At 50.3% G+C, this 25,766-nt stretch carries 29 protein-coding genes, 1 tRNA gene, 1 pseudogene and 1 riboswitch; all 31 genes and pseudogenes read left to right on the forward strand.

Annotation, left to right across the window (positions count from 1 at the left end):
- Window position 1: 1 nt before the first annotated feature.
- The 31 genes and pseudogenes from PHR44_03315 (at window position 2) to PHR44_03465 (ending at window position 25,751) form a co-directional block, all read left to right on the forward strand.
- Window positions 2-1,027: a 4Fe-4S dicluster domain-containing protein gene (locus PHR44_03315; GenBank protein ID MDD4909693.1), complete on the forward strand. Its 1,026-nt coding sequence runs from the start codon at window positions 2-4 to the stop codon at window positions 1,025-1,027.
- The gene (locus tag PHR44_03320; protein MDD4909694.1) at window positions 1,020-1,841 is read left to right on the forward strand and encodes an FAD/NAD(P)-binding protein; all 822 of its coding nucleotides are present in this window, start codon (window positions 1,020-1,022) and stop codon (window positions 1,839-1,841) included. The genes PHR44_03315 and PHR44_03320 overlap by 8 nt, the downstream gene beginning before the upstream one ends.
- Window positions 1,832-2,404 carry a 4Fe-4S dicluster domain-containing protein gene (locus PHR44_03325; protein ID MDD4909695.1) on the forward strand — a complete coding sequence of 191 codons (573 nt, stop codon included), beginning with the start codon at window positions 1,832-1,834 and terminating at the stop codon, window positions 2,402-2,404. Before PHR44_03320 ends, PHR44_03325 begins: the two co-directional genes overlap by 10 nt.
- Complete coding sequence (locus PHR44_03330; GenBank protein ID MDD4909696.1) at window positions 2,401-3,324, forward strand: NADH-quinone oxidoreductase subunit H; 924 nt, start codon at window positions 2,401-2,403, stop codon at window positions 3,322-3,324. The genes PHR44_03325 and PHR44_03330 overlap by 4 nt, the downstream gene beginning before the upstream one ends.
- A 43-nt stretch (window positions 3,325-3,367) precedes the next feature.
- On the forward strand, window positions 3,368-3,796 hold the full coding sequence (gene nuoB, locus PHR44_03335; protein MDD4909697.1) for an NADH-quinone oxidoreductase subunit NuoB: 429 nt from the start codon (window positions 3,368-3,370) through the stop codon (window positions 3,794-3,796).
- A gap of 1 nt (window position 3,797) precedes the next feature.
- Window positions 3,798-4,277 carry an NADH-quinone oxidoreductase subunit C gene (locus PHR44_03340; GenBank protein MDD4909698.1) on the forward strand — a complete coding sequence of 160 codons (480 nt, stop codon included), beginning with the start codon at window positions 3,798-3,800 and terminating at the stop codon, window positions 4,275-4,277.
- A 3-nt stretch (window positions 4,278-4,280) separates the two neighbouring features.
- A complete protein-coding gene (locus PHR44_03345; protein MDD4909699.1) occupies window positions 4,281-5,450 on the forward strand; it encodes a nickel-dependent hydrogenase large subunit in 1,170 nt (389 codons plus the stop codon).
- 4 nt (window positions 5,451-5,454) lie between these two features.
- On the forward strand, window positions 5,455-7,107 hold the full coding sequence (locus PHR44_03350) for a proton-conducting transporter membrane subunit (protein MDD4909700.1): 1,653 nt from the start codon (window positions 5,455-5,457) through the stop codon (window positions 7,105-7,107).
- 8 nt (window positions 7,108-7,115) lie between these two features.
- Window positions 7,116-7,661, forward strand: coding sequence for a DUF4040 domain-containing protein (locus PHR44_03355; GenBank protein MDD4909701.1), 546 nt, complete (start codon window positions 7,116-7,118; stop codon window positions 7,659-7,661).
- Window positions 7,654-8,109, forward strand: a complete 456-nt coding sequence (locus PHR44_03360; GenBank protein ID MDD4909702.1) for an MnhB domain-containing protein — start codon at window positions 7,654-7,656, stop codon at window positions 8,107-8,109. The genes PHR44_03355 and PHR44_03360 overlap by 8 nt, the downstream gene beginning before the upstream one ends.
- A gap of 11 nt (window positions 8,110-8,120) precedes the next feature.
- Window positions 8,121-8,456, forward strand: coding sequence for a sodium:proton antiporter (locus tag PHR44_03365; GenBank protein ID MDD4909703.1), 336 nt, complete (start codon window positions 8,121-8,123; stop codon window positions 8,454-8,456).
- The gene (locus PHR44_03370) at window positions 8,453-9,955 is read left to right on the forward strand and encodes a monovalent cation/H+ antiporter subunit D family protein (protein MDD4909704.1); all 1,503 of its coding nucleotides are present in this window, start codon (window positions 8,453-8,455) and stop codon (window positions 9,953-9,955) included. The genes PHR44_03365 and PHR44_03370 overlap by 4 nt, the downstream gene beginning before the upstream one ends.
- Window positions 9,956-9,971: 16 nt before the next feature.
- Window positions 9,972-10,469 (forward strand): Na+/H+ antiporter subunit E, encoded by a 498-nt coding sequence (locus PHR44_03375; protein ID MDD4909705.1) that lies wholly within the window; start codon window positions 9,972-9,974, stop codon window positions 10,467-10,469.
- Between the two features lies 1 nt (window position 10,470).
- A complete protein-coding gene (locus PHR44_03380) occupies window positions 10,471-10,839 on the forward strand; it encodes a cation:proton antiporter (protein MDD4909706.1) in 369 nt (122 codons plus the stop codon).
- Window positions 10,832-11,167 carry a monovalent cation/H(+) antiporter subunit G gene (mnhG, locus tag PHR44_03385; protein MDD4909707.1) on the forward strand — a complete coding sequence of 112 codons (336 nt, stop codon included), beginning with the start codon at window positions 10,832-10,834 and terminating at the stop codon, window positions 11,165-11,167. The genes PHR44_03380 and mnhG overlap by 8 nt, the downstream gene beginning before the upstream one ends.
- Window positions 11,164-11,775, forward strand: coding sequence for a 4Fe-4S dicluster domain-containing protein (locus PHR44_03390; GenBank protein MDD4909708.1), 612 nt, complete (start codon window positions 11,164-11,166; stop codon window positions 11,773-11,775). Before mnhG ends, PHR44_03390 begins: the two co-directional genes overlap by 4 nt.
- Window positions 11,776-11,785: 10 nt before the next feature.
- Window positions 11,786-12,232: a hydrogenase 3 maturation endopeptidase HyCI gene (locus tag PHR44_03395; GenBank protein MDD4909709.1), complete on the forward strand. Its 447-nt coding sequence runs from the start codon at window positions 11,786-11,788 to the stop codon at window positions 12,230-12,232.
- Complete coding sequence (locus PHR44_03400; GenBank protein ID MDD4909710.1) at window positions 12,214-12,456, forward strand: hydrogenase maturation nickel metallochaperone HypA; 243 nt, start codon at window positions 12,214-12,216, stop codon at window positions 12,454-12,456. The genes PHR44_03395 and PHR44_03400 overlap by 19 nt, the downstream gene beginning before the upstream one ends.
- 1 nt (window position 12,457) lies before the next feature.
- Window positions 12,458-13,354: pseudogene (locus tag PHR44_03405) on the forward strand (HypC/HybG/HupF family hydrogenase formation chaperone).
- A 387-nt stretch (window positions 13,355-13,741) separates the two neighbouring features.
- Entirely contained in the window at window positions 13,742-15,205 is a 1,464-nt protein-coding gene (hydG, locus tag PHR44_03410; protein MDD4909711.1) for a [FeFe] hydrogenase H-cluster radical SAM maturase HydG, read from the forward strand.
- 12 nt (window positions 15,206-15,217) lie between these two features.
- Complete coding sequence (locus PHR44_03415) at window positions 15,218-16,414, forward strand: MFS transporter (protein ID MDD4909712.1); 1,197 nt, start codon at window positions 15,218-15,220, stop codon at window positions 16,412-16,414.
- Entirely contained in the window at window positions 16,414-16,860 is a 447-nt protein-coding gene (locus tag PHR44_03420; protein ID MDD4909713.1) for a hypothetical protein, read from the forward strand. The genes PHR44_03415 and PHR44_03420 overlap by 1 nt, the downstream gene beginning before the upstream one ends.
- A gap of 31 nt (window positions 16,861-16,891) precedes the next feature.
- A riboswitch (cyclic di-GMP riboswitch) is annotated at window positions 16,892-16,984 on the forward strand.
- Between the two features lie 105 nt (window positions 16,985-17,089).
- Window positions 17,090-18,319 carry a glycoside hydrolase family 1 protein gene (locus tag PHR44_03425; GenBank protein ID MDD4909714.1) on the forward strand — a complete coding sequence of 410 codons (1,230 nt, stop codon included), beginning with the start codon at window positions 17,090-17,092 and terminating at the stop codon, window positions 18,317-18,319.
- Window positions 18,320-18,403: 84 nt separating this feature from the next.
- Window positions 18,404-19,054, forward strand: a complete 651-nt coding sequence (locus tag PHR44_03430; GenBank protein ID MDD4909715.1) for an endonuclease III — start codon at window positions 18,404-18,406, stop codon at window positions 19,052-19,054.
- A gap of 154 nt (window positions 19,055-19,208) precedes the next feature.
- Window positions 19,209-19,703, forward strand: a complete 495-nt coding sequence (locus tag PHR44_03435) for a hypothetical protein (GenBank protein MDD4909716.1) — start codon at window positions 19,209-19,211, stop codon at window positions 19,701-19,703.
- Between the two features lie 9 nt (window positions 19,704-19,712).
- Entirely contained in the window at window positions 19,713-20,009 is a 297-nt protein-coding gene (locus tag PHR44_03440; protein MDD4909717.1) for a hypothetical protein, read from the forward strand.
- Entirely contained in the window at window positions 20,010-20,648 is a 639-nt protein-coding gene (locus PHR44_03445) for an NAD(P)H-hydrate epimerase (GenBank protein ID MDD4909718.1), read from the forward strand.
- A 214-nt stretch (window positions 20,649-20,862) separates the two neighbouring features.
- Complete coding sequence (locus PHR44_03450) at window positions 20,863-22,425, forward strand: sodium-dependent transporter (protein ID MDD4909719.1); 1,563 nt, start codon at window positions 20,863-20,865, stop codon at window positions 22,423-22,425.
- Window positions 22,426-22,542: 117 nt separating this feature from the next.
- Window positions 22,543-23,241, forward strand: a complete 699-nt coding sequence (pssA, locus tag PHR44_03455) for a CDP-diacylglycerol--serine O-phosphatidyltransferase (GenBank protein MDD4909720.1) — start codon at window positions 22,543-22,545, stop codon at window positions 23,239-23,241.
- Window positions 23,242-23,243: 2 nt separating this feature from the next.
- A tRNA-Phe gene (locus tag PHR44_03460) sits at window positions 23,244-23,315 on the forward strand.
- A gap of 84 nt (window positions 23,316-23,399) precedes the next feature.
- Entirely contained in the window at window positions 23,400-25,751 is a 2,352-nt protein-coding gene (locus PHR44_03465) for an ATP-binding protein (GenBank protein MDD4909721.1), read from the forward strand.
- Window positions 25,752-25,766: the final 15 nt, after the last annotated feature.

The following is a 25,766-nucleotide window of genomic DNA, read 5'->3' on the forward strand; positions in this document are numbered from 1 at the left end:
GATGCGCGCGTATATTTCAGAAAGTGATCTATTTAAATTGTTAGGCAGGTTAAAGCCGGGTTACGATGTTTTTATCCCCGTCAAGAAGGGCCAACAGCGCTTCTATAAGCGTTATGACGCCCCCGAAGACGGCATCGTGATAGGAGAGGTCAGGCCGTTTGAGCCGCTTAAGGCCTTTTTTAGTAAGGCAAGGCAGGTGGTTGCTGAGGGTTTTCAGGACACCGCGCCCTCTGCGGGCAAGCCCTGTTGCATTGTAGGGGTCAAGGCATGCGACCTCAAAGGGTTCAAGGTCCAGGACTTCGTATTTAAGGACCACGATTATCAGGACCCGTTTTATCTTGCTGCCCGCGCGGATAATCTTATTATATCCTCTGACTGCACCTGCGCGATAGAGACCTGTTTTTGCCTGGCTTTAGGCATTAAGCCATACCCTCAAGAGGACTTTGATATCAATCTTTCTCAGATAAGCGGCGGATTTGTCGTGTTGAGCGGTTCCACTAAAGGCGAAGACCTTATAAAGAATAATCCGGATCTGTTCAAGGCCCCGCCCGGCGGAGCAGACAGACAGGTTGAGGATGTAAGGATGCGGGTCTCAAAAGAGGTTGATAAGAATATCAGGGATAATAATATACCACATCAGGATGCCTTGAAAGGCGCTATGGAGCGCCAGTATAAGTCGGATATATGGGAGGATGAGGCAAAGACCTGCGTTGAGTGCGGCGCCTGCAATACCATATGTCCTACCTGCCATTGTTTTCTGCTGTATGATCAGAAGGACGCCGGCCGGATGGAGCGTTTCCGTATCTGGGATTCCTGCCTGGTAAAGGATTTTGCCAAAGTAGCGGGAGGCGCCAATCCCCGCCCTAAACTCTGGATGCGCCTGAGGAACAGGTTTGAAAAGAAATTTGATTTTTTTCCCAAGGTAGCAGGCGTGTACGCGTGCACGGGATGCGGCCGCTGTATTTCGGCCTGCCCGGCAAAGATAGATATAAGGAAGGTCTTAAGGAGATTGGCAGGCAATGCGTAATCTAAACCCATACAGGCCGATCAAGGCGGATGTCTTAGACGTCATAACGGAAACGCCCTCCATAAAGACGATAAGGTTTAAACCGGCGGAGCCGATAAGTTTTAAGACCGGGCAGTTTGTGGAGATCACCATACCGGGAGTGGGAGAGGCGCCGTTCACTCCTTCATCAAAGCCGTCGGTAAAAGACATAATGGAAGTAAGCGTGATGAAGGTGGGCAAGGTCACCGAAAAGATCCATGGGCTTGGCAAGGGGGACGTGATCGGCGTAAGAGGGCCGTTCGGCAAGGGCTACCCCGTAGATGACTTCAGGGATAAAGAAGTGCTGATCGTCGGCGGAGGATGCGGTTTTGCCCCTTTAAGGAGCTTAATGTATGAATTTTTTGAACGCAGCGGACAGTTTAAGAAATTATTTTTCAGGGGAGGGTGCCGTTCGCCAAAGGAGTTGGTTTATAAAGAGGAATCTAAAGAATGGGCAAAGAGAAAGGATTTTGACATAGAGATCACCGTTGATAAAGGCGATGAGGAATGGACCGGCCACGTTGGATTGGTTACCGCGCTTTTAGATAAGGTGGATATGGATTATAAGAGCGGCATAGGCGTGGTATGCGGGCCGCCGATCATGATGAAGTTCGCCACCAGGAAACTGCTTGAATTGGGATTTAAGGAAAGTAATATATATCTTTCTATGGAGAAAAATATGTCCTGCGGCATCGGTAAGTGCGGCCATTGCCGCATAGGCACGTATTACGCCTGCAAGGACGGGCCGGTGTTTAAGTACAGCCAGATAAAGGATTTTCCGGAGATATGGGATTGAGGGCCAGCGCGGAGCAATTACATCAAGGCAGGTTAAACGTCAAGCCGCAAAAAGGCAAGGATAAGAGGTTATTTGTAGACCTTGATATCTGCAGCAGCGGCCAGTGCGAGAAGTGCGTTATACGGTGCAGTTATTATTATCACCAGCAGGGCCCGGGCAATAACGGTATTGTTTCGGTAGCGGAACTGGCAACCTACGCGGTCATATGCCGCAAGTGCGAGCAGCCGCATTGCGTTGCCTCTTGTCCTGTGGACGCCCTTGAGCAGCAGAAGGACAAGGATAAATTGCTTATAAGGCACAACATGCGCTGTATCAGCTGTAAGTCCTGCTCCAACGCCTGTCCTTACGGCACGATCTATCCGGAAAACGTCCCTCTGCTGATCCACAATTGTGATTTCTGCTTAGACAGAAGGAGCCATATTTTTGAACCGTTGTGCGTAAAGAGCTGCCCTTACGGCGCCTTGCAGCTGAAGGAGGCAGACGCGGACTTAGGCGAGAATACCTTTCTTGTAGGCGATAATATAATAGTCCATTCCGCGCATTGGGAGCGGGAAAAGGCATGATTTACGTATTTTATCTTTTATTCTATGGTTTTATAGTAACGGCTGCGCTGGGGCTTCTGGCAAGCTGGGTTGACAGAAAGGTTACGGCGCGTGTACAGTATAGAGTCGGGCCGCCTTTGCTTCAACCGCTGACAGATATTGTAAAACTTTTAGGCAAAGAGACGCTTATACCCGAAGGCGCGTCTAAAGCGATGTTTATTGCCAGCCCGGTAATAGGCTTGGCGAGCGTGATATTGGTATCTACGCTTCTGTGGGTAAATAATGTCAACCCGTCGTCGGGTTTCCTGGGGGATATAATAGTCGTTGTATACCTGCTGGCGGTCCCTTCTATAAGTATTATGCTCGGAGGGTTCGCCTCTGCCAATCCCTTTGCCAGCATCGGCGCCTCGCGCGAGATGAAGCTTATTTTGAGCTATGAACTACCCTTTCTGCTGGCTGTGCTGGTCGCGGTGATAAAATCGGGATTCTCCATCAGATTGGGAGAGGTCCTGGCTTATCAGGCCCAAAACGGCGCGTATGCGGGCAGCTTATCCGGTATATTGGCGCTGGCCGTAGCAGTTATGTGCGTGCAGGCAAAGCTGGCGTTGGCGCCTTTTGACATACCGGAGGCGGAAACAGAAGTTATAGGCGGGCCCCTGATAGAGTATTCAGGCGCGGGGTTAGCGGTTTACCGGCTTATGAAAAATATGCTGCTTTTTACTTTGCCTTTGTTTTTAATAATTTTATTTATGGGGGGCCTGAGATCGGGCGGCGTTCAGATCATCTGGAGCATTTTGAAGGCCTTGGGGCTGGTGGCCTTGATCACCGTGATAAGGAATACCAACCCACGCGTGAGAACCGACCACGCGGTGAGGTTTTTCTGGGGGCCGATGACAATAATCGCGATAATCGCGGTTGTGCTAGCGCTGGCAGGGAAATAACAAGCGGACCCCACACTTACGTGTGGGGAATAAGAATTTTGCTATGTCTGTAAAACTAAAAGCATTGCTAAAATCTCCTTGGGTTTTTCACCTCTCCACCGGCAGTTGCAATAACTGTGATATAGAAATATTGGACTGCCTGACTCCCAGGTTTGACGTGGAGAGATTTGGCATGCTTCTGGCAGGCAGCATTAAACATGCCGACGTGCTTTTGATAACCGGCTCAGGCAACAGGAAAACAATGGAGAGGGCGAAAAGGGTTTATGAGCAGATGCCCAAGCCCTGCCTGGTTGTGGCAATAGGGGAGTGCGCGCTTTCAAGGGGCATGTTCATAAACAGCTATAACTGCCCGGTGCCGGTTGACCACATTATACCGGTTGATGTTTATATCCCTGGATGCCCGCCGAAACCGGAGGCGATAATCGCGGGCGTGGTAAAACTGATAGAAAAGATCAAGGAGAAGACAAAATAGCATGGACAGAGAAGATGTCTTAAAGGATATAGAGGAAAGGTTCAGCGGCGACATCGTAGATATATCCGACAGATCGCCGAAGAGGGTATATATTGAGATCAAGCCGGATTCCCTCAGGAAGGTCGCGCGTTATGTATTCAGGGGCCTGGGCGCGCGTTTTAATATCGCTTCAGGCGTTGATATGCGTTACCATATGGAGATACTCTATCATTTTACCGTTGAGGAGATCGACCTGGTCATTTCGTTAAGGGTAAAGCTGGATAAGGATAAGCCGCTTGAGATAGATTCCATCGCGCCGGATATGGAAGCGGCTAACTGGATAGAAAGAGAGATACACGAGATCCTGGGCGTGGATTTCAAGGGCCATCCCGATCTAAGACGGCTGCTGTTGCCCGACAATTGGCCTGAAGGCGTGTATCCCCTTCGCAGGGATTATGAAGAGTGGGATAATGACGCGATCAGAGACAGAGGGATAAAATAATAAATGGCAAAGACAATAATACCGATAGGCCCGTATCATCCGCTCCTGGAGGAGCCGGAATTTTTTACTCTTACCGTTGACGGCGAGACCGTGGTGGATATAGACGTTAAGATCGGCTATAACCACAGAGGCATAGAGAAACTTTCCGAGATGAAGACGTTTGACCAGTCGGTCTTTGTAGTAGAGAGGATCTGCGGCATATGCTCTACCAGCCACCCCTACGCCTTTACGCGCGCGGTTGAAGATATTGCCCCGGTAGAGGTGCCTGAGCGCGCGAAGTTCATAAGGACGATAATAGCGGAGGGTGAGAGGATACATTCGCACTTGTTGTGGATGGGCCTTGCCGGGCACTTTCTGGGTTACAATACGGTATTTATGTGGGCATGGAAGCTAAGGGAAGAGATCCTGGACGCGATGGAGATACTGTCAGGCAACCGCAATAATTACGCGATGTTCCGGCCCGGAGGCGTGCGCCGGGACATAAAGCAGGAAGATATCCCCGCCGTGCTTAAGAAAATTGATTCCATACCGCCTACATTAACGATGTTAAAAAAGGCCGTTACGGATGACCCTGTGCTGCACGCCAGGACCAAAGGCATAGGCATACTTTCCAAAGAGGATGCCATAGATTTCAGCGCCCTCGGGCCAACTGCCCGCGCTTCAGGCGTGGCGCGCGACGTGCGGAAGGATTCTCCTTATGGGGCATACGATAGGGCGCAGTGGGATATGATAGTTACCCAAAACGGCGATGTATTTGATAAGCTGGTTGTGAGGGTGCTTGAGTTATTTGAGTCAATAAAGATCATGAAGTGGTGCCTTAACAATCTGCCGCAAGGCGATATAGACGCTGACATCAAAAGCATACCGCCGGGAGAGGGTATCGGCCGTATTGAGGCGCCGAGGGGCGAGTGTTTCCATTATGTAATAAGCGACGGCACAAACAGGCCCGCGCGGCACAAGGTAAGGGCGCCTACCTTTATGAACCTTCCCACATATAAGGCGACGGTAGTGGGCGAGTCCATTTCAGACGCGACGATCATCCTCGCGGCGATCGACCCATGTTATTGCTGTACTGAAAGGATGATAGTGCGCGACACAAAAGGAAAGAAGGTTTTCACCGGAGAGGATCTGGTCCGCCTTTCACAGCAGAAAACCGAGAAATTGAGGAAATAGGCCAATGAGTATGGGGCTGTTCAAATTTGATAATCTCTCTATTTTTATAGGCGTATTTATCGTCTTCTTTTCCGCGCTGGCTGTTTTGTATTCCTCCGGTTTTATGCGCGGCCGGAAAGGGCTGATACGTTATTATTCCTACCTTATCCTTGTCATGTTCGCGTCGCTGGGCGCGGTATTTTCCAATCATTTGATACTGTTCATGGTATTCTGGGGGTTCCTCGGCCTGCTTCTTTATCTTTTGATAGATTTCGGCGAGAAGGAAACTACCGCCCGCACGGCTAAGAAGGCGCTTATAATCATAGGCGGCACAGACGCCCTGATGCTTCTGGGGCTGGCGCTGCTGTTCAGGATCTCCGGCTCTCTGCGGATGGATGACATAAATATCGCCGTCTACAGCAGGATGTCTTTTTACGCGTATCTATGTTTCGCGGCAGCCGCCTTTGCCAAGGCAGGCGCGATGCCTTTTCATACCTGGGTCCCGGACGCCTCCCAGGACAGCCCTGTTCCCGTAGCCGCGTATCTCCCGGCGTCGTTAGATAAATTGTTAGGCATATACTTTCTTTATCGCGTTACCATTGATATTTTCAGGGCAAGCGCGTTGGTCAATGGTTTTTTGATGCTGGCAGGCAGTGTTACGATCATCGCCGCGGTCATGATGGCGCTTATTCAGCATGATCTAAAACGCCTTTTGGGGTATCACGCGGTAAGCCAGGTCGGCTATATGGTGCTGGGCCTGGGCACGGGTAATCCTATAGGTATTGCAGGCGGGCTTTTCCATATGCTTAACCACGCCATATACAAGTCCTGTTTATTTTTCTCAGGCGGCGCGGTTGAGAAGAAGGCCGGCACGACCGAGCTGGATAAATTGGGAGGAATGGCAAAGATAATGCCTCTTACCTTTATTACCTTCCTGATAGCGTCTTTTGCCATATCCGGGGTGCCTCCTTTTAGCGGCTTTGCCTCAAAATGGATGGTGTATCAGGGGATAATAGAATCAGGCAGGCAGGGAGGGCGGTTGTGGGTATTATGGCTGGTGTGCGCCATGTTCGGAAGCGCGCTTACGCTGGCAAGCTTTATGAAATTGATCCACGCCGTATTTTTAGGACAACAGTCCAAAGAGTTAAAAAGCAGGGGCTGGGTAAAGGGAGAGATCGGCCCGGCCATTACAATACCGTCTGTCATATTAGCGGGATTATGCGTTATTTTCGGCGTGTTCGCCTACCAGGTCCCCTTGAAGCTTTTTATATTCCCCAGCTTAGGTTCAATACCGGCATTTTCAGGGATATGGGACGCGGGGCTGGCAACAGCGCTGATCATAGCGGCGATAATGCTCGGTTTTATGGTCTATCTTTTGGGGCAGAAGGCAAAACTGAGCCGGGCGCCGATGTTCGTCGGCGGTGAGGTATTGGAATACCAGCCGGATATGCGGGTCTCCGGCACGGGGTTTTACAATACGATCAGAGAAATAGGTATTTTGAAGTTCATCTACGGCATGGCAGAGAAGAAGATGTTTGATATATATGAGGTAGGCGCCAAGGCCACTTTTGGCCTGAACGGGATCTTGCGCTACATGCATAACGGCGTGCTGCTTACGTATCTTGCCTGGTGCCTTTTAGGCGGCGCCATAATGCTGTATATATTATTAGGTAAGTGAGGATATAAGTGCTTGAGCTTTATATTTTATTGGTATTCATGATCATCGGGGCGATAATCGCCGTGGAGGTCAAGGACCTTCTTTCTTCGGTGGTAACGGTAGGGGCGGTGGGGCTGGCTCTTTCCATGGCATTTTTGGTGCTTAAGGCGCCGGATGTGGCGATCACGCAGCTGGTAGTAGAGATCCTCTGCCTTATTATTTTGATAAGGGCCACGATCAAGAAAGACCTGCCTTTTGCCGCTACAGGCAGATGGTTTCTGAATACCGTCATTACGGTAGGTTTTATCTTCGTATTTTTGATGGTCTGCGCTAAATGCCTCAAGGATCTGCCCGCGTTCGGTTATCCTTTAATGCGGGTTGCCGGGACATATATAAAGGAAGGGCTTATGCAGACAGGCGCCACTAACCTGGTTGCCGCGGTCATACTGGACTACCGCGCTTACGACACCTTGGGTGAGGCCACGGTTTTATTTACGGCGGTAATGGCGGTTCTGGCGGTTGTGCGCGTGAAGGGCAGGAAGGACCCCAACGAAGAAGAGGCCGGAGATGAGTAAAGAGCGCGAACAGGGGATGTCGCTTATCGTCAAGACGATCACGCGCCTGACGGTAGGGCTCATACTGCTTTACGGCATTTACATTGTTTCGCATGGCCATGTCTCTCCCGGCGGCGGGTTTGCCGGAGGGGTTATCATTGCTTTGTCTTTTGTGCACCTTATGCTTGCCTATGGCAAGGACGTGGCCCTGAGAAAGCTGCCTAAGGCGGCGGCATCATTCTTTGAGGGCATGGGCGCGATGCTGTTCTTAGGCATTGCCTTACTGGGGTTTACGGGCGGCTATTTCTTCCTGAATTTTATTTCCAAGGGTGAGCCGTTCCGGCTGTTCAGCGCCGGCATAATACCTTTGTGCAATGTGGCAATTTCCTTGAAGGTCGGTTCGGGGTTGTTCGCCATTTTCGTGGCGTTGGTTTTGTTGAAGGTCGGTTCGGAAAATAAGGATATTTAAGAGAGGGATCAATGATCTATATTCTCTGCCTCGCGTTTTTCTGCGTGGGTATTTACTGCATCTTGAGGAAGCGCAACGTCATAAAGATCATAGTAGGCATTATCATCGCGGAATACGCCGTAAATTTATTTTTTATACTGATCGCCTACCGCATGGAAGGAAGGTCTCCCATTCATTCGTCCGACAACCAGATCTTGAACATGGTTGATACCCTTCCTCAGGCGCTGGTGCTTACTTCCATCGTCATAGGGCTGGCGACGACGGCGCTGCTTGTGGCGATCGCCATGCGCATATACGAAAAATACGGCACGTTTGATATTACAGAGATCAGGGAGTTGAGGGGATGACGCATAGCGCCGATATAATACCGCTTTTTGTCGTTATGCCTCTGATAGGGGCGTTCCTGCTGTCTTTGATCGGCAGAAGATTAAAGAGCTTACCGGATATCATAGGCAGCCTCACCGCGTTCATCTTATTGTGTGTTTCCGTAGCCGCGGTCTTTGCCGTGAATAAATATGGCGTCCTGGTCTACAACGTGGGGCTTTGGAAGCCGCCTATCGGCATAGCTCTGGTCCTGGACGGGTTGACGGCATTTATGGTAGTTACCATAAACCTCGTGGCCTTTCTGATAGCGTTGTTCTCTGTGAATTACATGAGGAAGTTTACCGCCAAATGGAAATTCTATACGCTTTTCCTGCTGATGCTGGCGGGGATGAACGGCGTAGTCATTACCGGAGACCTGTTCAACCTGTTTGTATTCCTGGAGATCGCCTCGGTTGCCAGTTATGCCCTTGTGGCATACGGTACCGAACGCCATGAGCTGGAGGCGGCTTTTAAATACGCGGTAATGAGCGCGGTAGGGTCGCTTTTCATACTTCTGGGCATTGTCTTGCTTTATAGCTATACATCTACATTGAATATGGCTGATATGGCGGCGGTCCTTTTGGGCAAAGGAGGGGGCAATATAGGCCTGTTGGTGGCGGTCATGTTTCTTATGGGTTTTGGCCTTAAGGCGGCGCTGGTGCCTTTTCACGCCTGGCTGCCTGACGCGCATCCCTCGGCGCCCGCGCCTATATCCGCGATGCTTTCGGGCGTTTTGATAAAATCTCTGGGGGTGTACACCTTGTGCAGGATATTTTATAACGTGCTGGGTGTGGGGCATGACATCTCTTCCATATTGATGTTCTTAGGCGCCCTTTCCATGGTCATAGGCATATTGCTGGCTATAGGCCAGAACGACCTGAAACGATTCCTTGCCTGCAGCTCGGTGAGCCAGGTAGGGTATATTATTTTAGGCATAGGCCTGGGTACGCCGCTTGGCATATTGGGCGGGTTATTCCATCTTTTTAACCACTCGGTCTTTAAATCGCTTTTGTTTCTGAATTCAGGGGCGCTGGAATATTCTGTGGGCACGCGAGATTTACGCAAGATGGGCGGGCTGGCAGAGAGGATGCCCTGGACCGCGACAACCGCGTTCACGGCTTCAATGTCTATCGCGGGCGTGCCTCCGTTCAGCGGATTCTGGAGTAAGCTTATTATTATTCTGGCATTAGCCGAGGTGGGCCATTACGGGTACGCGTTATTGGCAGCCGTGATAAGCATATTAACCCTTGCCTCGTTCGCGAAGGTTATGAAGCAGGCATTTCTGGGAAAACTCGGGGGTGGGTTGGAAAATGTAAGGGAGGCGCCGTTCTTTATGAGGTTGTCAATGTCTATGTTGGCAGCGATCTGCCTTTTGAGCGGCCTTTTGCTGCTTTCCGGCCTCCATAAGGTTTTCCTTAACATGGCCTCCGAGGTTTTATTGCAGGGAAGGCAGTACGCGGTCAGTGTTTTAGGGTCGCTGTAAAGCGTGAGGCGCGTAGATGAGAAGTAGAATTATATTGTTTATTATCGGGTTTATATCCTGGTCGCTGCTTAACTGGGTGCCGGATACGCAGCATATAATAGTAGGCCTGTTCGTGTGCGCCTTAGTGGCTTATGTGACCGGGGATCTATTTGTGCGCAGGCCCCATGTCTTTAAGCATCCCCGCCGCTATTGGTATTTCCTCTTTAGTTATCTGCCGCTGTTTTTGTGGGAATGCGTTAAGGCAAATATTGATGTCGCCCGCAGAGTGCTGCATCCGCGCCTGCCGATAAACCCGGGCATAGTCAAGGTGAAGACAGCGCTTAAGACAGACACGGGCCTGACGTTTCTGGCGAATTCAATAACGCTTACCCCCGGCACGCTGGTCGTGGATATTGACAGAGAGGAAGGTATTCTATACGTCCATTGGATCGATGTGAAGGCCAAAGACGTCGAGGCGGCTACGGAGAAGATCGTTGAGCGTTTTGAAAATATTTTAAGCAAGATTTTTGAATAATATGAAAAACATAAGATGGTTTATAGGCGCGCTGGTGATCGCGGCGGCTCTCTGGCTGGTGCTGCTGCGCCCGCTGCCGTTCTTATTCTATAAGGACCTGCCTTATCTTGGCTTTCTGGGCAGGGCGCTTTATATCATTATCCTCGCGTCGGTCTTTTGCCTTTATCGTATCGCGAGAGGGCCTACCGGCGCAGACAGGATCGTGGCGGTAGATATATTCGGCATTATGATAGTGGGGCTATGCGCCGTATTGACTATTTCAACGCGCAGGTCATGGTATATAGACATAGGTATTGCCTGGGCGCTGCAGAGTTTTATAAGCACGCTGGCGCTTTCAAAATTTTTAGAGGGAAAGGATTTTGATGAATAGTATCCTGGGTCTTGTGTTTATCGCGGCGGGCCTTGCCTTTAATTTATTCGGCTGTTTGGGCCTGGTGCGGCTTCCTGACGTTTATAACCGGTTGCAGGCAGCGACAAAATGCGTGACGCTGGGGACTTGTAGTATACTTTTCGGCACATTTCTCCTCGTGGGTTTTACGGCCGCCGGAATGAAGTCGCTTCTGTGCATGGGGTTTCTGATATTGACTTCGCCGGTTGCCGCCCACGCGGTAGCGCGGGGCGCGCACAGGTCAGGCGTCAAACTGTGGGAGAAGAGCGTGGTGGATAGATACGCTGAAGATAAGGAAGGGGAAGCGTGAGATTACCAAAGATAAGAGAGTTGATAGAGGCAATAAGAGCGCTGATAAAGGGGCCGTATACATCTAAGTTTCCCAGGGAGGCGCATAAGCCGCATCCTAATTTTAGGGGCCAGCCCAAATATAACGAAGAGAAATGCGTGGGCTGCCTTGCCTGTGAAGAGGTATGCCCCGTAGGCGCGATAGGCCATCAGGACCTGATCGGAGATAAGGATGGCCCAAAGAGGCGCATAGAACATTATACGGACACCTGCATATTCTGCGGGCAGTGCGAGGCCGCCTGCATCGCCGGCCATGAGGGTATAAAACTTTCCAACGACTGGGAACTCTCCTTTTTTGACAGAAAGCAGTCAAGCGAACATATCCATAAGGACTTGCAGCTGTGCGAACTCTGCGGTTCGGTCATCGCCTGCAAAGACCATTTAAAATGGATAGCGGAGAAGATCGGCGAACTGGCCTATTCCAGCCCCACGCTTTATTTCTCACGCCTGAAAGAGCTCGGCATAGTAGATGAGAACATCCTTTCCGTAATGAAGGATTACGGCCGGTCTGACAGGGTGAAGATCCTCTGCGCCCGCTGCCGCCGCGAGACCACGTTTACCACCAAATAGATCTTACGGGATGTTTAAAGATATATTTAAAGGCAGGGTTGTCATCGTCGGTATCGGCAACGTGCTGCGCGGGGATGACGGCTTCGGCCCGGCATTTATCGCGGCCGTGAAGGATAAAATAAAGGCATGCTGCATTGACGCGGGGACTACGCCGGAAAATTATATAGGGAAGATAATAAAAGAGCGGCCGGATACTGTTTTGCTTGTTGACGCGGCGCATTTAGGATTAAGGCCGGGGGAGCATGCCGTCTTGAGAAAAGGAGATATCCTTAATGTCGGTTTTACCACGCATGATATGCCGCCCCATATGTTTATTGAGCGCTTAGAGAGCGAAACAGGCGCAAGCGTATATATGCTCGCGCTTCAGCCGGAAAACGTTGATTTCGGCGAAGGGCTATCAGGCAGCGTGAATAAGTCGCTTCAGGAGATGATCGAAAGATGCACGAATCCCATTTGATCGAGCCCATAATAAAAGGCATATCAGAGCATGCGGGAAAGGAAGGCGCCGCAAAGGTGATAAAGGTGCGCCTGAAGATCGGCACCCTCTGCGGTGTCAGCGAGGATTCCTTCAGGGAGACCTTTAAGGTCCTGGCAAAAGATACCATCCTTAAAGACGCGGAGCTTGAGATAGTGTTTTTCCCCAGCGCAAGGGTTGATGTCGTATCTTTTGACATAGAATAATATGTGCTACGCGATACCGGGAAAAGTAAAACAGATACAACAAAAGACAGTAGTCGTTGATTACTTCGGCGAGGAGAAAAGGGCGCATAACGAGCTGTACGATATCTCTATCGGCGATTACGTGTGCGCCCAGGGAGGCTTTGTCATAAAGAAGGTCTCCGCCCCTGAGGCGGAAAGTATTTTATCGGCGTGGAGGGAGCTGTTTTTTCATCTCCAGGATGTGGACTTACGCCTTTCTCGCATAGACCGGAAAGACAACGCCGACAGGAAACTTGCCGTTTTGCTTGATAAGGCGCTGGAAAACGCGCCTTTGACACAGCAGGACCTGTTATACCTTTTGGGCCTTACAGACGAGGGTTCATGCCGATTGTTCTTTAACGCCGCCAACTTCTTGCGTCAGAAATACCATAAGAACTCCTGCTGCGTGCACGGCATAATTGAGATATCTAATTATTGCTCTGGCCCCTGCGCATACTGTGGTATATCCTGCCATAATAGACAGCTGAAACGTTATCGTATGAGCCCCGAAGAGATAATAAACGCGGCCGTTAGCGCTGTGCAAGAATACGGGTTTCAGGCGCTTGTCCTGCAAAGCGGAGAGGACCCCGGATACAGCGTGGATGAGCTCGCCGGTATCATAAAAAGCATAAAAGAAAAAGCCCCCTGCCTTATATGCGTCAGTTTCGGAGAGGTCGGCCTGGGCGGATTGGAAAAGCTTTACAACGCGGGGGCGCGCGCGCTTTTGATGCGTTTTGAGACGTCAAACCCTAAACTATACGAAGACCTGCATCCGCGGCGATCTTTGAATACAAGGATAGAACATATCAAAAGGGCCCACGAGCTGGGGTATCTTATAATAACCGGTTCTCTGATAGGGCTACCGGGCCAGACACGGCAGGATATTATAAACGACATATATCTGGCGAAAAATCTGCGCGCGGAGATGTATTCTTTCGGCCCGTTCCTGCCGCATCCGCGGACGCCGCTTTCGCGCCATAGGCCGCCGTCGGAATTGGATGTCCTGAAAACATTGGCATTGATCCGGCTCATTGACCCGGAGAACGCCAAGGTCCTTGTTACAACGGCGCTGGAGACGCTTTCCGGCGCGGCCAGAGGGAAGGCCCTTATGTGCGGCGCCAATTCCCTTATGCTTAACGCCACCCCGTTTCAATACAGCAGGCACTATTCTATCTATCCCGATAAGGCCCATACGGATGAGCCATTAGAGAAGCAGATAGACGAGTCGCTTTCTCTTCTTAAGTCATTAGGCCGCGCCCCGACTGACCTGGGGATCTCGGCCGCGGAAGAGAAGCCGGATAAATACCTTAAGGATCAAAAGGATTTTATCAATGAGGAACTGATAAACAACGCGCTTGCCTTGAATAAAGGCGCCGAACCGAAAAGGATAGAGGATATACTTGATAAGGCCCTGTCAATACAGACATTGACGCTTGATGAAACCGCGGCCTTGCTTAATGTCAGAGATAAAAATACCTGGGACAGGATGAGGGAAACCGCCGCCAGGATAAAAAATAAGGTCTACGATAACAGGATAGTCACCTTCGCGCCGCTTTATTTAAGCAACCTCTGCGTTAACAACTGCTCCTATTGCGGCTTCAGAAAAGACAATGAGAAGATCAAGAGAAGGACCCTGGGTCTCGATGAGGTGGCCAGGGAAACAGAGGTGCTGGCAGGTAAAATAGGCCATAAACGTCTTATAGCGGTTTATGGAGAGCATCCCACAACAGGTATTGATTACATTGCTTCAACATTAAGGGCGATTTACGATGTAAAGGTAAAGACAAAAAACGGGTTTGGCCAGATAAGAAGGGTAAATGTGAACGCGGCGCCTATGTCCGTGGAAGACCTGAAGGCCTTAAAGAAATCCGGCATCGGCACATATCAGGTATTTCAGGAGACATATCATCACGCGAGTTACCGGAAAGCGCATCCCGAAAATACCTTAAAATCAGATTACAGTTGGAGGCTGCGCTGTATGCACAGGGCCCTTGAAGCGGGCATAGACGATGTCGGCATAGGCGCGCTTTTTGGCTTATACGACTGGAGATTTGAAGTGCTGGGCCTGGTTTCTCACGCGAGGGAACTTGAAGATAAATTCGGAATAGGGCCTCATACGATCTCCTTCCCAAGGCTTGAGCCGGCGTTTAACACGCCGCTTGCCCAAAACGCGCGCTTTAAGGTAAGCGACGAAGATTTTGAAAAGCTGGTCACTGTAATAAGGATCGCGGTCCCTTATACAGGGATGATCTTGACCGCGAGAGAAAATGCCCGAATGAGAAGGAGGGTGATGCCTTTGGGATGTACTCAGACAGACGCCTCTACCTGTATCGGCATAGGCGCTTATAGCGACAGGTATGCCGCGCAGGAAGGCCAAAGGCAGCAGTTCTTCCTGGGAGATACAAGAGGCCTGGATGAGGTGATAAGAGAACTTGCCATGATGGGATATATCACATCATTTTGCACTGCGGGTTACCGCTGCGGCAGGACAGGAGAGCATATTATGTCCCTTCTTAAGACAGGCGCTGAAGGCAGGTTCTGCAAGATAAACGCGGTTTTGACATTCCGAGAATGGCTTGACGATTTTGCCGGCGAGCAGACCCTGGCGGCGGGCGAAGCGATAATAGAAAAAGAACTGAACGCGATAAAGTCGAAGATACCTTCTTTATATCCCAAGGTTTTAGAATACTACGAAAGGATCAAAAAAGGCGAAAGAGATTTATTTTTATGATATAATCTCTTTATGTTTTCTTCGTTAAAGATCCGCAACTTCAGGATATATTGGCTGGGCATGCTGATCTCGCTTATCGGCAGCTGGGTGCAGATCACGGCGCAGGCCTGGCTTGTATTTGACCTTACCAGATCATCCTTCCTTTTAGGCATTGTCGGTTTTTCCAGTTATATCCCTATTTTCGCGCTTTCTCTATTCGGCGGCGTTGCCGCCGACAGGTTTTCAAAACGCGGCATACTGCTGGTCACCCAGGTCGGGCTTATGGCGCTGGCATTTGTCCTCGGTATTCTGGTAGTGGCAGAGAAGGCGGCGGTCTGGAATATTGTTTTGATCTCTCTCCTTAACGGTTCATTTATGGCATTTGACGGCCCGGCCAGGCAGGCCTATATCATAGAGCTTACCGGCAGAGAGCATGTACTGAATGCCCTGGCGTTGAATTCCGCGGCATTCAATTCAGCCAGGATAATCGGCCCGGCGCTAGCCGGTATATTGATCGCCTCGGTGGGCATGGCAGGGTGCTTCTTCGTTAATGCCGTATCGTTCCTCGCCGCGATAGCCGCCTTGGCGATAATAAGAGCCGCCGGCAGCCGGGGCGTGAGGCAGAATAAGCATATTTTTGTTGAGTTGTGGGAGGGATTGAATTTCATCAGGGGCCACCGGCTTATACTCGCGCTTATGATCATAGTCGCGGTATCCAGTTTGTTCGGGTTTTCTTACGTTATATTAATGCCGGTGTTCGCCGATTCCGTATTCGCCAAAGGCGTCGGCGGATTAGGCACGCTTATGTCAAGCGCGGGATTCGGCGCTTTAATTGCCGCGCTTACTATCGCGGGGCTGGGCGATTTTAAAGGCAAGGGCAAGCTCCTTATGGCTTCGGCGGTAGTGTTTTCTCTGGCCTTGTTCGCGTTTTCTTTTACCAGGATATACTGGCTTTCCTTGCTGCTTATATGTTTGGCGGGCTGGGGAGGCGTTTCCACGATGGCCCTTGTAAATACCTTATTGCAGATCAATGTGCCGGATAGTTTCAGGGGCAGGGTAATGGGGCTGTTTATGCTGACGTTTGCCGGGATGGTCCCTTTCGGCAACCTCCTGGCCGGCTCTGTCGCGCAGTTGGCGGGCGCGTCTGTTACATTGGCTATCGGCGCCGGTATATGCCTGGCGTTCTTTTTATGCGTTAATATTATGTTTCCGAAAATAAGGGATATCTGATGAGGCCGCGCTACCATGTGGTTTCGTCGCTTGCCTTCGGTATAGGTTTTTGGAAGGCCTCCGGCGATCTCAAGGCGTCACTTGCCTGTCTGTTGGCGGGTATATTAATAGATATTGACCACGTAATTGATTTTTATATCCATAACCGGATAAAGATGGAGAGCCCGCTTAGGGCCTATAGACGGTTGCGCGATTGGTGCTTTGGGCTGAAGTTTGACGCGTTGTATATATGCCTGCATTCAATAGAATTGCTATTGCTTATCTGGCTTTATGTCCTTATATTGAAACCGGGTATATTCTGGCTTGCCATCGCGGTGGGGTTAACGCAGCATATGATCCTGGATATTATTTTTAACAGCAGGAGATTCATCCCTCCTCGAGGCTATCTCTTTTTCTATCGCATGAAAAAGGGGTTTAAGAAAGACGCCCTGATGCGGCGCCCTTGAAATCCGCTTGAAAATGTGTTATACTTATAGTAGCCGATAAAGGTAAACCTTGGGAAACCAGGGGACGCAAAGCCGCAAACCTAAATCCAGAAGTCGGCAAGGACATGGTGGTTGGGCTGCAGTTCGGAGGTGAGTATCGCAGAACAAGAAAGACACCTTTATCGGCTCCTTTTTTTATCCCAACAGTTTTGTTGGGATTTTTTATTTTCGGGTGTTATAATAATAAGATATGACCGATTTTCCTGAGGGGTTTTTATGGGGCGCGGCAACCAGCGCCCATCAAGTTGAGGGCAATAACAGTAATTCCGACTGGTGGGAATGGGAGCTTGCCGGCAGGGTAAAGGAGGCGTCAGGCAGGGCAGACGGCCATTATAAGCTGTTTGAGGTCGATTTTGAACTGGCGGTAAAGTTAGGGCACAATGCCCACCGTTTTTCCATAGAATGGAGCAGGATACAGCCGGGCCCCGATGAATTCTCTGATAAAGCGATAGAACATTACCGGCGTGTTATAAAGGCGCTGAAGATACGGGGGATCGAGCCGATAGTCACGCTGCATCATTTTACCGTCCCCCTATGGTTTGCCCGGCAGGGCTCCTGGTTAAACAAGGAGGCGCCGGAGACCTTCTGCCGTTACGCGGGCAGGGTGATCGGGGAACTGGCAGGCGACGTAAAGTACTGGATAACCATCAACGAGCCGTTGATCCTGTGTTATTACGGTTACGTGGAAGGGCTCTGGCCGCCGGGGGAGAGTTCTTTTAAAAAAGCAAAAGAGGCGCTTAAAAATCTTGCCTTGGCGCATCTGGAAAGTTACCGTCTTATAAAAGACGTATACAGAAGGAAAAACCTGCCTTCTCCTATGGTGAGCATAGCCCAGAATATACGGCTGTTCCACCCCTGCCCCAGCCGCGCGCGCATTTTGAATAAACTACCGGTATATTTGCGGGATAAATATTTCAATTACGGCATACTTGATCATCTGATCGGAAAGAACGCCCTGGATTTTATGGGCATTAATTATTACGGCAGAGAGTTTATCAGATTCTCCCGCGCCAACGCAAGAGGCCTTTTTGCCGATAACTGCCTGTGCCCCGAGCACAGCAGGGACGCCCTGCGTAATTCCCTCGGTTGGGAGATCTATCCCGAAGGCATCCTGGAGATCATGTTGAGGATAAAAAAATACGGGCTGCCGGTAATAATAACCGAAAACGGCATATGCACCGATGACGACAACCTCAGATGGTACTATATCAGCGAGCACCTGAAGAATCTGGCGGAGGCGATAAAGCTGGGCGTTGATGTGAAGGGGTATCTGTATTGGTCGCTGCTGGATAATTTTGAGTGGCATGAAGGATTCAAGCCCCGCTTCGGCCTCATAGAGGTCGATTACAATGATCTTAAAAGGCATATAAGGGACAGCGCGTTGAAGTATGCCAAGGTGTGCAGGGAAAATAGGATATAGAAGATACCCCACACTTACGTGTGGGGAATGGCAATCTTAAGTATAGACAGAGGATACTACACACGTAAGTGTGTAGAGGAAAAGTTGCGACGAATAGATAAGATAATTGAGATCTTACGGAAAGAGACAAAGAAATACCGCGTTCCGGTGGTGACGGAGATGGCGCAAAGGTGGGGGGAGCCGTTCTATGTTCTGATCTCCTGCATCCTCTCTTTGCGCACGAAAGACGCGGTAACGCGGGCTGCTTCCGAAAGGATATTCAGCATTGCCGATAGCCCAGTGGATATGTCGCGTTTATCCGCGGGAAAGATAGAGAAGGCGATCTATCCCGTGGGGTTTTACCGCACGAAGGCAAAGAATATACTCAGGGTCTGCCGGATATTGGCGGAACGATTTAGATCGAAGGTCCCCTCTACCATTGATGAATTGCTTGCTTTGCCGGGAGTGGGCAGAAAAACAGCAAACCTTGTTGTCACGCGGGGATTCGGAAAACTCGGCATATGCGTAGACACCCATGTTCACAGGATATCAAATCGTTTAGGGTATGTCAGGACGCGGACCCCCGAACAAACAGAGTTCGCCTTAAGAAAGATATTGCCTAAGCGTTACTGGATTGAGTATAATGATTTACTGGTCACATGGGGCCAGAATGTCTGCGCCCCTGTTTCACCGTTCTGCGGTCAGTGCGCGATTGTCAAATATTGTAAAAAGGCAGGCGTTAGTAAAAGCAGATAAGCGTTAAAAGCGGATATCAGGTGATTAGGGGATTGGGGTCTGGAGATTGGGATATTAGGGAATTGGGGACAATGTCCCTAATACCCAAGTCTCCTGATACCCAGATCCCAATATCCCAATTACCCAATCACCACATTTAGCAGATGGAGGGTTTATGAATATCAAGAGATATGTATGTATGCTTATTGCGATCCTCTCAATTTCCGGCTGCCTTGCCGGCGAGGAGTATGCCAGGAAGGTCTTAGGGGTTTCCACGGAGGATCTGGAGGTCCGGCGCTCTACAGGCATAAAGAAGAATTTTGATATGGATTTTGACTCATGTTTTGAGAGGGCGCAGGAGGTCCTGAAAGATATAGGCGCGTATATCTATGCCAGGCAGAAATGGAATGAGTTGATCGCCATTTACAGGACTGAGAAGGATACTACGCCCGTTGGCGTATTCTTCAGCGCAGTTTCAGGCAAGGTTACGGAGGTTGAGGTGGTTTCTCCCAGCTCATTCATCGCCGAGGAGGTATCCCAGAAGTTGTTTTTGGGGCTGGAAGGCAAGCCCATACCTGTCTCCCAGAAGGAAATAGAGGAACTAGAGAAGGAAAAGGAAGAAGAAGAGAAGCAGAAGGCAAGTTCCACGGTTGATTTAGGCGTGGATTGAAAGGCAAAAATGGAAAACATTGACGACTTGATCAAGGAATGCCACAAAGTAGCTAAGGAAAAGGGCTGGTGGGATACGGATAGAAACGACGGCGAACTTATCGCGCTTATGCATTCGGAATTATCGGAGGCGCTTGAGGCGATGCGCCAGCACGCCGCGAAAGAGGCGGTGGCAGAGGAATTGGCTGACTGCTGCATAAGGATCTTTGATTACTGCGGCGCGCGCGGGATAGACCTTCGGGAGGCGCTGAATAAAAAGATCGACCATAACAAGACCAGGCCGTACAGGCACGGGAAGAAGTTTTAAGTGCAATTTATAACTTCGGATAGGGCCAAAGAGATAGACCGGCTGGCGCGGGAGCGTTACAGTATGCCCGCGCTCCTGCTTATGGAGAACGCCGGGCGCTCGGTCGCGGAGAGCGCTTTAAATATGTTGCGGGGCAAAAACAGGATAGCCGTAGTGTGCGGCAAAGGCAATAATGCCGGCGACGGCTTTGTCTGCGCGCGCCATCTCCTGGCCAAAGGTAAGAAGGTAGACATATTTCTGTTCAATTCTCCCTTAGATATTAAAGGCGATGCCGAGATCAACCTGAATATCCTGATGCGGCTTGGCAAGAAACCGTTGCAGATAGACGGGCATGGGCTTACTTCTCTGGATTTTTCCGAGTATGACCTTATCATTGACGCAATATTCGGCATCGGTATTAAAGGGGAGGTATCGGGCCCGATAAAAGAAGTGATCGCGAAAATAAACGCCTCAAAAATACCCGTCATTTCAATAGATGTTCCTTCCGGCTTGAACGCCGATAGTGGTGTTGTCCTTGGCGCCTGCGTCAAGGCAGAGCGCACCGTGACATTCGTGGCGGTAAAACGCGGCCTTATGATGGCTGACGGGCCTAAGTATGCCGGCAAAGTCACCGTCGCGGATTTAGGCATACCGCTGTAGCAATTTTTGCGTCTGGCTTGTCTGTATTTCTCGGGAACGCTCGGCGCGCCCCATAATAAATTCTCCTTGTAGAGCCATAAGTTGGTAGGTATAATAAATGGCGGTGCTGTTTCCGCCAAGAAGATATTGGATGATACCCCACACTCACGTGTGGGGAATGACAAGCCCAAGGATTCTACACACGTAAGTGTGTAGTGGAAAGGATTTAGATTTAGTGAGAAAAAAGAGGGATTCCTGGGGGTCGCGGTTAGGCATCATAATGGCGGTTGCCGGAAGCGCCGTTGGCTTGGGCAACTTCCTGAGGTTTCCCGCGAAGGTCGCCGCAAACGGCGGCGGCGCCTTTATGATACCCTATTTTGTGTCTATTTTGCTCCTTGGCATTCCGCTGATGTGGATTGAGTGGACGCTCGGCCGTTACGGAGGCGGTTTTGAACACGGTACAGCCCCGGGCATATTCCACAGCATCTGGCAGAAAAACCGCTTCATTAAATATTTCGGCGTGATCGGCATATTCGGTCCGCTGGTAATATTCATTTACTATACCTACATTGAGTCCTGGGCCCTGGCATACAGCGTATTCTCTTTGATGGGAAGATTCCAGGGATTAGACAGCCAGGCAGCGCTTCAGTCGTTCCTGGCGGGTTTCCAAGGTGTAGAGAAAAATCAGTTCTTTGGCAATATCGGCTACGCGTATTTTTTCTTTCTGGTTACCTTCGCGATCAACATCGCCGTAGTATATTACGGCATAAAGGCGGGGATTGAGCGGCTCTGCAAGATAGCGATGCCCGCGCTCTTTATTCTCGGTCTGATACTTTTGATCAGGGTGGTGACGCTGGGAACGCCGGATCTAAGCAGGCCGGCCTGGAATGTGGGCAACGGCTTCGGCTTTATCTGGAATCCTGATTTTGCCGCCCTGAAGAATGCCAGGGTATGGCTTGAGGCGGCAGGACAGGTGTTCTTTACGTTAAGCGTAGGCATAGGCGTGATCCTTACCTACGCGAGTTACCTCTCTAAGGGCGACGACGTTGTCTTATCGGGGCTGTCCGCGGTGAGCATGAATGAGTTCTGTGAGGTCATATTGGGCGGCAGTATTATTATACCGGCGGCGTTTGTCTTTTTCGGTCCGGTAGATATCCAGAGCATCGCGAACTCCGGCGTGTTTAACCTCGCCTTCGTCACCATGCCCATGATACTGGGTAAGCTTCCTCTGGCGGCGCTGTTTTCTTTTCTCTGGTTCTTTCTGCTGTTTCTGGCAGGGGTGACGTCTTCGGTGTCATTGGCGCAGCCGGCAGTCGCGTTTTTAGAGGATGAATTTGACATAGGCAGAAAAAAGGCGGTTTCTATATTCGGCATAGTGTGTTTTATATTATGCCAGGCAGCCGTATTCTTTCTGGCAAGGGGAGTGGTTGACGAGCTTGACTTCTGGGGAGGGACGTTCTTTCTTGTGGTGTTCGCCGCGGTTGAGACGATACTTTTCGCCTGGGTGTTCGGGATAGAGAGGGCCTGGGACGAGATACATAAAGGAGCTGATATGGCGGTCCCCAGGGTCTACAGGTTCATAATCAAATACATAACGCCGGCATTCTTATTTATCATTTTAGGCGCGTGGTTTTATCAGCAATGGATCCCCATAATACTTATGAGAGGCGTATCTGCCGATAACCGGCCGTTCATACTGGCAACGCGCGTAGGCCTTATCGCGCTTTTTTCCGTCCTTTGCGTGCTGGTGAAGCTGGCCTGGAATAAAAGGCGAAAAATTCAGGAGCGGTTAAGATGAACGCGCTCGGATGGGCGTTTATGATCTTATCATGGCTTGCTATCTTGGCCTTGGCGGTATTCTGCTTTTATAAGGTACTTTCAAAGAAGGCCTTGAGATAAAGGAGGGCACAGACAGATGCATTACCAATTTATCGCCAACATAGTTACTATTTTAAGCTTGATATTCGGCTTCTCTTCTATTTTCCTGGCCCTCAACCTGAAATACAGCATGGCGAGCTGGTTTATAATATGGGCGGTGTTGTGCGATATAATTGATGGCAAGATCGCGCGCCTGAGCCCCACGCCCAGCGAGTTCGGAAAGGAATTTGATTCTCTCGCCGATATGGTCTCTTTCGGCGTGGCTCCGGCCGTGCTGGTATATATGCTTGCGTTCGGAAATCAGTTTAACATACAGAATATATTTGTGGTCTGCCTATATCTGTCATGCGGCGCCTTCCGCCTCGCCAGGTTTAACATTTATTCCAAAGGCAGGCCGCGCGGTTATTTTAAAGGTCTGCCTATTACCGCCAGCGGAGCATTTCTGGCTTCTTTTGTGCTGTGGGCGCACAGGTTTGACATAGGCGTAAGGCAGGAGATCTTCTGGTTGGTCCTCCTCATACTTTCTTTGCTTATGGGCAGTAATATACGCTACCCTAATTTCAGCAACTTCAAGGCCGCCAGAGGGTTTATCGGCGTATCACTTCTATTATTAAGCATTATAGCGGCCCTGATGAGCAAGGGGGTGGCGCTTTTAATAATTTTCTTTACTTATGTGGCTCTAAGCCCTATCATAGTAGGGGATAAAGACACCCCCATACAAATAGGTAATGCTTGATTGCCGAGGTAGCTCAGTGGTAGAGCGCGGCCCTGAAAAGGCCGGCGTGGGAAGTTCGATTCTTCTCCTCGGCACTTTAATTTACGCCAGGTGCCGGCCCCGAGCCAAGGCGAGGGGTCCTGGCATTTTTCATTATATGGATACCTTAAGAGGCGGCGATGAAGTTTAAATACAACCTGCAGCAGAAGATCATGTTTATTTTCTGCGCGGGCGCGTTATTTCTCGTATTGCTGGGCGTTGGTTTCGGGTATTTTATGGGCTTTGGCCTGATCCGGGATATAGCCCGTAAGGACCACGCGAAGATGGCTGCTTTGATATCAGAGGCGGCAAAGAGGATCGTTGAGGAAGGCATCAGTGACGCGGTTGTCTATTCGCGCAGCCAGTTGTGGCTGGAGCATGTCAAAGCGGCAAATCTCAAGTATGAGAGTCAGGGGCTTCAAGCAGAGGATGTTAAAAAGGAACTTTTGGCTATTGATAAACAATGGGCTGCCGCTCCGGATGACAGCGATCTGGTCAGGGATTATCTGGGCGGCACACTGGGCCAGAGATTGAAGAGGGTGGTCGAGGATGATGCCGACATATCAGAGATGATCATCACCGACAGACAGGGGGCGTTGGTGGCTGCCTCGGCCAAGACATCCGATTTTTATCAGGCAGATGAACGGTGGTGGCAGGAGGCGTTCAATAACAAGAAGGCCATCGTGGAGGATATCGCCTTTGATGAATCCAGTAATACCTTCAGTATGGCGGTCGCTATCCCCTTACAAGGCGAAGGCGGCGATGTTATCGGGGTATGCAAGGTGGGGCTTGAGGTGGGCCGGGTTTTGTCGGTGTTTGAGAATTTCAGGATCGGTAATACAGGCCGCGCGGTCTTAGTCAACAATGACGGTTACATCATATACCGTTCCGGCGCCCGGCCGTTCCAACAGAGATTCCTTAGCGAAGAGGCCTTCCGGGATATTTCAAAGAAAGAATCCGGCTGGCTTATAAGCGGAGATCCCCATGACCGCGCAGGAGGCGTATTCATCTCTTATGTCGGCGTGAGGAGCGGCATCCTTGCGGAGAATAACATACGTTGGAAGGTCTGCATAGAACAGGATATGGCAGAGGTCTTCGGTTCTCTCAACGCGCTTAGATGGCAGATGATGCTGCTTATCGCGGTCCTGTTGGTATCGCTTACTCCCGTTTCTTATGTTATTGCCAGGATATTGCTGGGGCCGATAAAGAACCTGCGCAAGGCAGTAGACGCGGTCGGCGCGGGCAATTTTGATTACAGGATAGGCAGCAGGTCCCATGATGAGATAGGCCAGCTTTTAAGGGCATTTGATAATATGGTGCGGGAACTTCAGCAGACCACTACTTCCGTAAAGAGGCTTAACGCAGAGATCGAAATACGCAAGAAGGCGGAGGAGCGCCTGCGCGAGTTATCCCGCGCGGTTGAACAGAGCCCGAGCATAGTCGTCATTACAGACCTGAAGGGCGATATTGAATATGTCAACCCCAAGTTCACGGAGGTCACCGGTTACAGCATGGAAGAGGTCCTGGGCAGGAATCCGCGCATCCTCAAGTCAGGGGAGATCTCGCCTGGAGAGTATAAAAAACTATGGGAGGCCATTGTCTCCGGAGGTGAATGGCGCGGGGAGTTCCATAATAAAAAGAAAAATGGAGAACTGTATTGGGAGTCAGCCTCGATATCGCACATAAAGGACGGTGCGGGGCGTATCGCGCATTTCCTCGCCGTCAAAGAAGACATCACCGCCCGCAAGAAAGCGGAGCAGGCGCTGCGGGAGGCGAAGGAAGAACTGGAGAAGAAGAACAGGGAACTTAGCAAGCTGGATGAATTAAAGTCGGATTTCATTTCTACTGTTTCGCATGAGCTGCGCACGCCGCTTTCCATCATTAAGGAGGGCATAGGCCTTGTCTTAGACGGCATCACCGGAGAGATAAACGAAAAACAGAAAAACGTGCTTAGCGCCTCCAGCTCTAATATAGACAGGCTGGCGCGGATCATAAACGAGCTTCTTGATATCTCCAAGATAGAGGCGGGCAAGGTTGAGCTGAACAGGAGGCAGGTCAATATAGCGGATCTGGCCAGGCAGGTGGCGGCCTCTTTTGAGCCGAAAATAAAAGAGGCAGGGCTTAGATTGATGGAGGAATTTCCCGAGGAAGCAGCGGACGCCTACGTCGATCCGGACAAGATTGTCCAGGTATTTACCAACCTGGTCGGCAACGCGCTGAAGTTTACCAGGCTGGGCCATATAAAGATCTCTATACAAAAGAAAGACAGGGGGGTTGAATGTTCTGTGAGCGATACCGGCGCAGGCATTACCAAAGAAGACCTGCCCAAGGTGTTTGATAAGTTTCAGCAGTTCAGCCGCACTACCGGTTCCGGAGAGAAGGGGACCGGTTTAGGGCTTTCTATCGCCAAGGGCATTGTGGAGATGCATGGCGGCAAGATATGGGTTGAGAGCGAGCTCGGCAAGGGGACAAAGTTTTCTTTCACGCTTTAAAATAGAGGTGGTGAG

It is taken from the genome of Candidatus Omnitrophota bacterium, from assembly GCA_028707125.1.
Classification (GTDB): Bacteria; Omnitrophota; Gorgyraeia; order Gygaellales; family JAQTUX01; genus JAQTUX01.